Source organism: Pseudomonas sp. (genome assembly GCF_035277045.1).
Lineage (GTDB): Bacteria > Pseudomonadota > Gammaproteobacteria > Pseudomonadales > Pseudomonadaceae > Aquipseudomonas.
In genome coordinates, this window is the sequence record NZ_DATELE010000142.1 from 1 (window position 1) to 9,227 (window position 9,227).

Sequence of the window (9,227 nt, forward strand, 5' to 3'; positions counted from 1 at the left end):
TTGCTTGGGTCTTGGGGAATGATATCGAACGCCAATTTGCTGATAGCGGCGAGCCGCTTGGTCGCATTTTTTCTGACGTAGCCTTCAGGGTCCTTGCGTTGCAAGCATGTTACCTGGCGCGTCAGCGTCTCCAGTTGATCCAGAAACAAGGGATGGGCAAAAACCGACCAACCATGAACGAAAAGAGGGCTTCCTGCCTCGGCACTCATTCGTCATCCGCCGACAGCGGCTGGTCCAGATCGATTTCAACGTCGCCTACCAGTGAGTGCAGGCGAGCCACGAGGCTCGCATCGATGGCGCGCAGGCGCTCTGGATGGCAGGCAATGTCGCGTGCGAGAAAACGCAGGAACTGCCCCAGCGCAGGATCCTCCTCGCGTGGGACCACGCGGGTGAGCAGCACCTCGCCTGAAGGCCGGATCGAATAATGAATCTTGTCGCGCTTACCTAACTGAAGCACGCGCCGCACTGTTTCCGGCACAGTGGTCTGATAACGATCTGTCAGTGTGGATTCTACGTCGAAGGTGCTGGCCATGAGGGAACTCCGAGAGGGACAGGACGCCAGTGATAGTAATGCACTTGCATTGTCCTCGCAATAAGCCTGGCATCCCAGAAGAAACCGCTCCCTGCAAAGTGACATCGACCTGCGGGTAGCCGAGACTATGATCCAAAGCCTCGCCCCGCTCTGGTGACGGGCGCGCCTTTTTGCGCACGATGCTCTTCAAGCCAGCGCTGCAAGGCTGTCGCTGGCATCGGCCTTGCGATGAGATACCCCTGCCCCTGGTCGCAGCCGGCATTGCGCAAAAAGTCGTACTGCGCCTGGGTTTCGATGCCCTCGGCAGTGATCCGAAAGCCCAGGGCATGGCCCAGGTCGATGATCGCCCGGGCGATCGCCACGGCGTGGTCATCATCGGGCAGGTCCTTGATGAAGGCGCGGTCGATCTTCAGGTGGTCGATGGGCAGCGAGCGCAAATAGGCCAACGAAGAATAGCCGGTCCCGAAATCGTCCACCGCCGTGGCCACGCCCATGGCCTGCAGCTGCGCGAGCACCTGGCCTGCCTGTTGCTGGCTCTCCATCAACAGGCTTTCGGTGATTTCCACCTCCAGCAGGCTGGCCGGGAGGTCGTGGCGCTGCAACGCGGCGGTCAGGCTCGATACGTAGTCGCTGCGCTCGATCTGCAGGGCCGCGACGTTGATTGCCAGCGGCCCCGGCAGCGCGTCGCTGGCACACCAGGCGGCCAGTTGCACGCAGGCCATCTCCAGTACCCGCTCACCCAACGGAATGATCAGGCCCGTGCGTTCGGCCAGAGGAATGAACGCTGCCGGCGACATCAGCCCGTGCTGCGGGTCGCGCCAGCGCACGAGTGCCTCGACGCCTTCCAGCCGTCCGCTGAACAGGTCGATCTTGGGCTGGTACCACAATTCGAATTCATTGTGCTGCAAGGCCCGGCGCAGGTTGCGTTCAAGCTCAAGGCGCTGCTGCAGCCGCACGGTCATGTCCGGGTGATAGGGGCGCCAGGCGTTGCGGCCGCCCTCCTTGGCCGCGTACATGGCGGTGTCGGCGTGACGCAGCAGGGTGTCGGCGTCCATGCCGTGCTGGGGGCACCAGGCAAGGCCGAGGCTGCCGGTGACGAGTCCGGCATTGCCATTGAGGTCGAAGGGCCGCTGCAGGCTTCGCAGCAGGTCGCGAACCTGCGCGCGCACCTGCACCTGGGTCCCCTGCAGCATGAACACGAACTCGTCGCCGCCCAGGCGGCACAGGCGGTCGCGGGTGTGTAGCTCCTGCCGGAAGCGCGCCGTGGCCTGTTGCAGCAGCAAGTCGCCCAGAGCGTGGCCAAGGCTGTCATTGATCTGTTTGAAACCGTCGATATCAAGCATCAGCACGGCCAGTCCCTGCCCTCCGGCAATGGCTTGGGTCAATTGCTGCTGGAACAGCACGCGGTTGGGCAGGCCGGTGATGACGTCATAGTGCGCCAGGCGTTCGAGCTGGGCCTGGGACTGATGCAGCTCGCGGTTGCGCAGCTTGACCAGGCGATGGCTGCGATTGAGCTGGGCGACGAACAGGCTGAACAGGCCGGTGCAGCTCAGCGCGAACAGGAACAACGGCGAATGCAGCAGGTTGAACGCTGCCCAGCCCCCGCGCGGGGCCGCGGCCAGTTGCCAGTGGCCGCCCGGGACATCGACCGACAGGCTGACCCGCGGGTGCTCGAACAGGCGTTTTTCACCCCAGATCAGCGGACCGCGGGCGCCCTGGCCATCGCCGCCGCGCAAGGCCACCGAGAAATCAGGTTTGGGTGGCAGGCCGGCCTCCTGCAGCAACCGTTCGATGTCGGCGACGATCGAGACATTGCCCCAGTACAGCTTCACTCCCCGCTTGCCATTGATGAACACCGGCCGCCGGTAGATCAGCGCCTGCCCCCCCTGCAGCAGGTGCACGGGACCTGCGAGCACGGCTTGCTGGCGCTCGCGCGCCCACTGCAGCATCGGGAACTGGTCCGGCAGCCGGCGAAAGTCCACGCCGAGCAGGCTCTCGTTGCCCTTGAGCGGGTAGACACTGCTGATCACATCGTCCGGGGCCATCAGGATATGCCGCATGTAGGGCACCGATGCCAAGGCTTCGCGGGCCATGCCGCGAAAGTGCACTGAACTGATACCCCCGTCGGCGCTGATCAGCTGGGCGATGCCCTCGGCTTCACCGAAGGCGGCGCGCAACTGGGCCTCAAGCCCGGCGCGCACGCCCGAAAGGCGCGCGGCGATGTTGGCGATCTGCTCGGTTTCCTGGCGCTGCATGTCCAGCCGGCCGAGCACCACCGACAGGCCGATGCCGACCACGGCAAGTCCGATCGGCAGCAGACGAGTCAGGCTACCGCGCAAGGTACAGCTGGCGGGCGGCGGCTCAATGGGGGGAAGCGTCGAGTAAGTCATAGGCCCGGCGGTCGAAGTCGATTGCTGGTGTATCGGCGCTGCCCCTGCAATATTGAGCCAGAATGGTGATTTTCCTCAGGTCGGGTCTATGCTCGAACTGAATCGTTTCACCCCCTTTCACATCACGAGGTGCGCTGCCATGGACCGTCTGCTCGATAACCTGTTTCCCACCGCCAGCCAGATCCCCGACGCCTGGCGCCTGGGCGGGCCGCTGGAACAACGCGACTATCTGGTGGGCGGTGAGCTCAGGCGCTGGGAGGGGCCGCTGGCCACGGTGCGCAGCCCGGTGTGGATCAAGGAGGGTGACGAGGAGCACCAGGTGATCCTCGGCCAGGCGCCATTGCTCGATGCCGACACCGCGATGACCGCCCTGGACGCCGCGGTCCAGGCCTACGACAAAGGCCGCGGTAGCTGGCCGACGATGCGCGTGGCGGAGCGCATCGGGCACGTCGAGGCCTTCCTGTCGCGCATGCGCGAGCAGCGCACGGCGGTGGTCAGGCTGCTGATGTGGGAAATCGGCAAGAACCTCAAGGATTCCGAGAAGGAGTTCGACCGTACCAGCGACTACATCGTCGATACCATCAACGCCCTCAAGGACCTGGACCGCCGCTCGAGCCGCTTCGAACTGGAACAGGACACCCTCGGCCAGATCCGCCGGGCCCCACTGGGGGTGGCCCTGTGCATGGGCCCGTACAACTACCCGCTCAACGAGACCTTCACCACGCTGATCCCGGCGCTGATCATGGGCAACACCGTGGTGTTCAAGCCCGCCAAGTTCGGCGTGCTGCTGATTCGGCCCCTCCTCGAGGCCTTCCGCGACAGCTTCCCGCCAGGGGTGATCAACGTCATCTACGGCCGTGGCCGCGAGACGGTCAGTGCGCTGATGGCCAGCGGCAAGATCGACGTGTTCGCCTTCATCGGCACCAACAAGGCCGCCAGCGACCTGAAGAAACTGCACCCGCGGCCACACCGCCTGCGCGCGGCTTTGGGGCTCGATGCCAAGAACCCCGGGATCGTCCTGCCCGACGTCGACCTGGACAACGCCGTCAGTGAAGCGGTCACCGGCGCGCTGTCGTTCAATGGCCAGCGCTGCACGGCGCTGAAGATCCTGTTAGTCCACGAGGACGTGGTGGACGCCTTCCTCGACAAATTCCAGCAAAAGCTCGCGGCACTGGTGCCAGGCATGCCCTGGGAGCCGGGCGTGGCGCTGACGCCGCTGCCCGAACCCGGCAAGGTCGAGTACCTCGACGGGCTGGTGGCCGATGCCGTGGCGAAAGGCGCCCGGGTGGTCAACGCCGGCGGCGGCCAGAGCCGCGGCTCGTTCTTCTACCCCGCGTTGCTCTACCCGGTCGGGGCTGACATGCGCGTGTACGCCGAGGAGCAGTTTGGCCCGGTGGTCCCGGTGGTGCCTTATCGCGACCTGGAAACGGTGATCGACTACGTGCTGGACTCCGATTTCGGCCAGCAGCTGAGCATATTCGGCAACGACCCGCAAACCGTTGGCCGGCTGGTCGACACCTTCGCCAACCAGGTCGGGCGCATCAACCTCAATGCCCAGTGCCAGCGGGGGCCCGACACCTATCCGTTCAATGGCCGCAAGAACAGCGCCGAAGGGACCTTGTCGGTGCATGACGCGTTGCGCGTGTTCTCGATTCGCACCCTGGTGGCGACCAAGTTCCAGCCTGCCAACAAGACGCTGATCAGCGAGATCATCCGCAACCGGCAGTCGAGTTTCCTGACCACTGACTACATCTTCTAGCGGGTGACGGTTTAATGGGGAAATGGCATTTGCGCATTGGCCGAAACTGTACAAGCCTTGCTGCGTTGCCATCCCTTGGAGGAACCTGAAATGTCCGCCAGACCCATCCCCGAAGGCCAGCACAGCATCACCCCCTACCTGGGCATCAAGGACGCCGCCCGGGCGATCGAGTTCTACAAGGAGGCGTTTGGCGCGGTCGAGATGTTCCGTCTCGATGCGCCCGATGGCCGGGTTGGCCATGCCGAGCTCAAGATTGGTGATTCCTCGCTGATGCTCGCCGAGCCCTGCGGCGAATCCGGCGGGCTCACCGCCAGCCAGTCACTCAACGGTGTGGCCGTGGGCCTGCACCTGTACGTCGAGGACGTCGATGCCCGCTTCGCCACGGCCATTCGGGCCGGGGCTACCGAGGTGAGCCCGGTCAAGGACCAGTTCTACGGCGACCGCAGCGGTTCGCTCAAGGACCCGTTCGGTAACCTGTGGTTCGTCTCCACCCACAAGGAAGACCTCACCGTCGAAGAGATCCGCGCCCGCGCGGCCAGGATGTTCGCCGGCGCCTGGGCAGCAAGCGCTCAAGCCACACGCTGCACGTTGAAAGCGTCGCCGCTTTGCGTGAAGCTTGCGGCTTGAAGCTTGGAGCTGCCCTATGCGAATCATCGAAAAGAACGCAGGCCTGGTGCGTACCCTTACCGCGGCCGAGGAAGACCTGCTGCGCGGCTTTTCCCTCGGGACCCTGGTCGGTCCTGCGCTGCTGCAAGCCAATCAGCTGCTGCTGAAGGTGCGCAACGCCGGCCACTGGCTGGCCTGCGATTGCCGCAGCGATGCCCTGCCCGTGCTCAATGTGACCCTCAACGGTCACACCGGCACCGTATTTCTGAAGAACAACCCGGGCACCGTCGAGCATGCGCCGGGGTGCGCCTTCACCAAGGATGAACGTGAGGCCGCCGAGCGCGGCGACGATACCTCGCCACCTCCCGCCTGGCTCGCGCCGGATACTCCGCTGCGCCTGATCGGCGACTATCCACGCGCGGCCCAGGGCACGGGCGGCAACGCTCGTGAGGGCGGCGGCAATGGCGAGAGCGGTGAGCGTCGCGAGCAGCAGCGCCTGCTGTCATTGCTGCTGACGCTGATTGAAACCAGCGGCCTGAACCTTTATGCCACCCACCTGAAGAAGGACCTCACCGCGCAGTTCGCCGAGCTGCGCAGCGTCGCCAGCCGTTATCCGTTGCTGGAGCGGGTGCCGGCCAGCAATTATCTTGAAACGCGCCTCGACATGAAGCACATGATGATGCTCAAGGCTCGCCTGCGCGAGGCCACGGTGTTTGGCAGCCACCGTCGCCACGGCCTGTTGCTCGATTGCATCGAGCAGATCAAGGGGCGCAAGGTGTTCAATGCCCGCAGCGAGGATGGCTTCGACTTTCATGGCCATCACCTGATCTGGGGCGGCGCCCGGACGCCGGGTCCGTTGCTCGCCCTGACGCTGTATTCACCGACCACCGCCGGCAGCGGCTTTTACGAGTTGATCCATGTGGCCAGCGTGCCGGTGCTGTCGCGCGGGCATCTGTTTCCGGTGTACCGGGACGAAGAGCGCGAGCCGCTGAAAATGCTGGTGTCTCTGATCGACTGGATGGCCAGCAAAGGCGTCAAGGTATTGATGCGCCGGCCGGTGATCGGCGGGCAGGTGATGGACGAGCTGGTGCTTACCTCCGACCAGGACCGGGTGCTGTCGGTGTCGCTGACCCATGAGCCGATGGGCCCCGAGCCTGATACCGAGAACTTCAAGCGCTTCGCCGACTTCAAGAGCCTGGATACGTTTCGCAAGTATGTAGCCGGGTTTTTCATGCGGGAGCGATAGAGGGCGTTGTGTGTGCGTAGTAGCGGGCTTGTTCCGCGATGGGGCGCGAAGCGGCCCAGAATCGAATGGGCGCTGCACGCCTAGCCAGCTGCTCTTGCAACGCCTATTCGATTCTGGGGCCGCGCGCGCATCCCAGATCACACAGCTACAACGCCGTGGTCAGCGCGCGGAGATCCTCTCAGCGAATCTGATGCTTGTGCAACAACCGGTAGAACGTTGGCCGCGACACGCCGAGCACCTTGGCGGCGATGCTCAGGTTGTCGCTGTGCCGGTTGAGCACGTCGCACAACGCCTGGCGCTCGGCACGGTGCTTGTAGTCTTCCAGGGTGCCCATGGGCGACTCTTCGTCCTCGAGCATCTGCAGACCCAGGTCGGCGGCTTCGATCTGCCGCCCTTCGGCCAGCACCAACCCGCGGCGCACCCGGTTGGACAACTCGCGGACATTGCCTGGCCAGTCATGGCGCCCCATCGCGGCCAGCGCCGCATCACTGAAGGTGCGCGGCCTGCGGCCGGTCTCGTGGCTATAGAAATGGGCGAAATGACTGGCCAGGATCGACAGGTCCCCATGCCGGTCGCGCAGGGGCGCGGTCACCACTTGCAGGACGTTCAGGCGGTAGTACAGGTCTTCGCGAAAACGCCCATTGTCGACCGCTCTTTCCAGGTTCACATGGGTCGACGCAAGCACCCGCACGTCAACGGGAATCGACTGGGTTCCCCCCATCCGCTCGATCTGCTTTTCCTGGAGCACGCGCAACAGCCTGGCCTGCAGGTCCAAAGGGAGATCGCCGATTTCGTCGAGAAACAGCGTGCCGCCGTTGGCCGCTTCGATACGCCCGATCTTGCGCTGGTGCGCACCGGGGAAAGCGCCCTTCTCATGGCCGAACAGCTCCGATTGCAGCAGATGCTCCGCGACCGTTCCGCAATTGATCGCGACAAAGGGCTTGTCCCTGCGCTGTGACTGGCGCTGCAGGGTCCGGGCGACCAGCTCCTTGCCGGTTCCGCTCTCGCCGCGGATCAGCACCGGCGACTCGGTAGGCGCCAGCTTGCCCAGCAGCTTGCGCAGCTCGCGCATCGGCCGGCTATCACCCAGCAGCTCATGGGCAGGTTCCTGGACCGGCACACTGCCCTTCAGCCGCAGGCGCGCCATGCCCCAGGCGCGGCCAAGCGTGACCTGGACCCGGGAGACATCGAAAGGCAGCGTATGAAAGTCGAAGAACCACTCGCACACGAAATCGCCGACATTCGGCATGCGCAACTCCTGCGCGCTGAGCACGGCAATCCATTCGGTATTACTACGGCTGATCAGGTCCTTGACCGCATCAGGGTGGCGCAAGTGCGACGCTTGCAGGCGCAGTAGCCCGACATCGCAGGGATGCTCCAGCGCCGAGCCGAGGGTAGCGCTGCGCACCTCCCAACCGGCGCCTTGCAGGCCCGGCAAAAGACGATGGCAATCATCACACGGATCAACGATCAACAGACGGCGAGTGGATGCAGGTTCAAGCATGACCTTTCCTTGGCGCCAAGTTTTAGTTTTTCGAATAGAAACAGCAAGTTGGCGAGCCCGATTTAACAGTAGCAACGAACCGCCAATGCCCCACTACCGTCTGTCTGCCAAATGACCGTGCAGTGAACCTTCGACTATTTCCCGAACCACCCGCGCTACAAGGGTATAGGTGTAGCGAAAGGTTGCCTCATTCTCGAAAATTTTACAGACCGTGTGACTTCGTCCGTGACCCAGAGCATCAGTAACCATGACCCCTCGCTGAAGCATTCCTGACCTTGGGGACCCTCCTTACGATGTTTGCGACCCAAAGAGAGAGAGCAAACCATGAACGCCCCGCTCCGCGTCAACGAAGCATTGCTGATTGCCGACCACGCCTTCGAGCCGTTCCAGTGCGTTGCCTGGGACCAATCCAACGGTACCGGCGAGCTCTGCCTGGCCGTCATCGACCGGACCAGCACCCGCATCGGCGGCAAGCAGGTGTCTTCGAGCATCTATTCGGACCCGGCGCGCCTTGCCGTGCTGATCGAGGAAGTGCGCGCCGAACTCTGTGAAAAGGGCTACAGCCTGCAGCCCTGGACCATGCCCACCTGAGGCGGTGTTGTCAGCCCAGCGTCCTGAAACTGTCGATATGCCGGTAATCGGCCTGTAGCTGCGCAGCGAGTTCGCGCGCCCTGCCCACGCGCACCGGCGCGCGCTCGATGTCCACCAGCAGGCTGGCGCACGGCAAGGGCGCCAGCGCCGGCCAGGGTTGCAGGCGCCCATCGGTCAGCACCAGGCAGCGCTGGACTTCTAGCGGATGGCGCTTGCGCCGCTGTTCAAGCCAGCCGCGAGCCTGCTCCAATGCGTCGAGCAGCGGCGTCCCTCCCCCGGCGCCGAGGGCCTGGAGCCAAGGCTGCAAAGCCGTAGACGCCTTCAGCCCGTGGCGCTGCCAGAGCGGGGTGTGGCCGCTGGCGGTCAGCAAGGTCAGGCGGGCGCGTTGGCGATAGGCCTGATCGAAGAAGGCTGCCAGCAATCCCTTGGCCTGACTCAAGGCCTGATGACGCCGTGTCGAGGCCGAGGCGTCGACGATCACCAGCCACAGCTCAGGGGACTGCGCCCGGCGTTGTTGCCAGCGCAGGTCGTCACGCGTGCGCGGGCGCCCCTTGAGCAGGGTCGCCAGCCAGTCAACACGCCCGCACGCCGCCGCCTGG

The 9,227-nt window shown here is 64.4% G+C and carries 9 protein-coding genes; 4 read left to right on the forward strand and 5 right to left on the reverse strand.

Going from position 1 to position 9,227, the window contains the following annotated elements; translation table 11 throughout:
• The 3 genes from VJS90_RS06310 to VJS90_RS06320 all read right to left on the reverse strand — a co-directional run.
• Positions 1–209, reverse strand: a 209-nt coding sequence (locus VJS90_RS06310; RefSeq protein ID WP_324120142.1) for a type II toxin-antitoxin system YhaV family toxin, incomplete at its 3' end; no start/stop codon positions are given.
• Positions 206–532: a type II toxin-antitoxin system PrlF family antitoxin gene (locus tag VJS90_RS06315; protein ID WP_324120144.1), complete on the reverse strand. Its 327-nt coding sequence runs from the start codon at positions 530–532 to the stop codon at positions 206–208. The genes VJS90_RS06315 and VJS90_RS06310, both read right to left, overlap by 4 nt.
• 125 nt (positions 533–657) lie before the next feature.
• Entirely contained in the window at positions 658–2,922 is a 2,265-nt protein-coding gene (locus tag VJS90_RS06320) for a putative bifunctional diguanylate cyclase/phosphodiesterase (protein WP_324120146.1), read from the reverse strand.
• Positions 2,923–3,061: 139 nt separating this feature from the next.
• On the opposite strand from VJS90_RS06320, the gene VJS90_RS06325 reads away from it, so the two are divergent.
• The 3 genes from VJS90_RS06325 to VJS90_RS06335 all read left to right on the forward strand — a co-directional run bounded on the left by VJS90_RS06325 (position 3,062) and on the right by VJS90_RS06335 (position 6,533).
• A complete protein-coding gene (locus VJS90_RS06325) occupies positions 3,062–4,681 on the forward strand; it encodes an NADP-dependent glyceraldehyde-3-phosphate dehydrogenase (RefSeq protein WP_324120148.1) in 1,620 nt (539 codons plus the stop codon).
• A 90-nt stretch (positions 4,682–4,771) separates the two neighbouring features.
• The gene (locus VJS90_RS06330; protein WP_324120150.1) at positions 4,772–5,308 is read left to right on the forward strand and encodes a VOC family protein; all 537 of its coding nucleotides are present in this window, start codon (positions 4,772–4,774) and stop codon (positions 5,306–5,308) included.
• 16 nt (positions 5,309–5,324) lie between these two features.
• Positions 5,325–6,533, forward strand: a complete 1,209-nt coding sequence (locus VJS90_RS06335) for a hypothetical protein (RefSeq protein WP_324120152.1) — start codon at positions 5,325–5,327, stop codon at positions 6,531–6,533.
• Between the two features lie 178 nt (positions 6,534–6,711).
• Here the strand turns inward: VJS90_RS06335 and VJS90_RS06340 are convergent, their stop codons facing one another.
• Entirely contained in the window at positions 6,712–8,037 is a 1,326-nt protein-coding gene (locus tag VJS90_RS06340) for a sigma-54 dependent transcriptional regulator (protein ID WP_324120154.1), read from the reverse strand.
• Between the two features lie 324 nt (positions 8,038–8,361).
• Between VJS90_RS06340 and VJS90_RS06345 the strand changes: the two genes are divergently transcribed.
• Positions 8,362–8,628: a hypothetical protein gene (locus VJS90_RS06345; RefSeq protein WP_324120156.1), complete on the forward strand. Its 267-nt coding sequence runs from the start codon at positions 8,362–8,364 to the stop codon at positions 8,626–8,628.
• A gap of 10 nt (positions 8,629–8,638) precedes the next feature.
• Here VJS90_RS06345 and VJS90_RS06350 read toward each other — a convergent pair.
• A partial coding sequence (locus VJS90_RS06350; RefSeq protein WP_324120158.1) for a vWA domain-containing protein occupies positions 8,639–9,227 on the reverse strand: 589 nt, incomplete at its 5' end.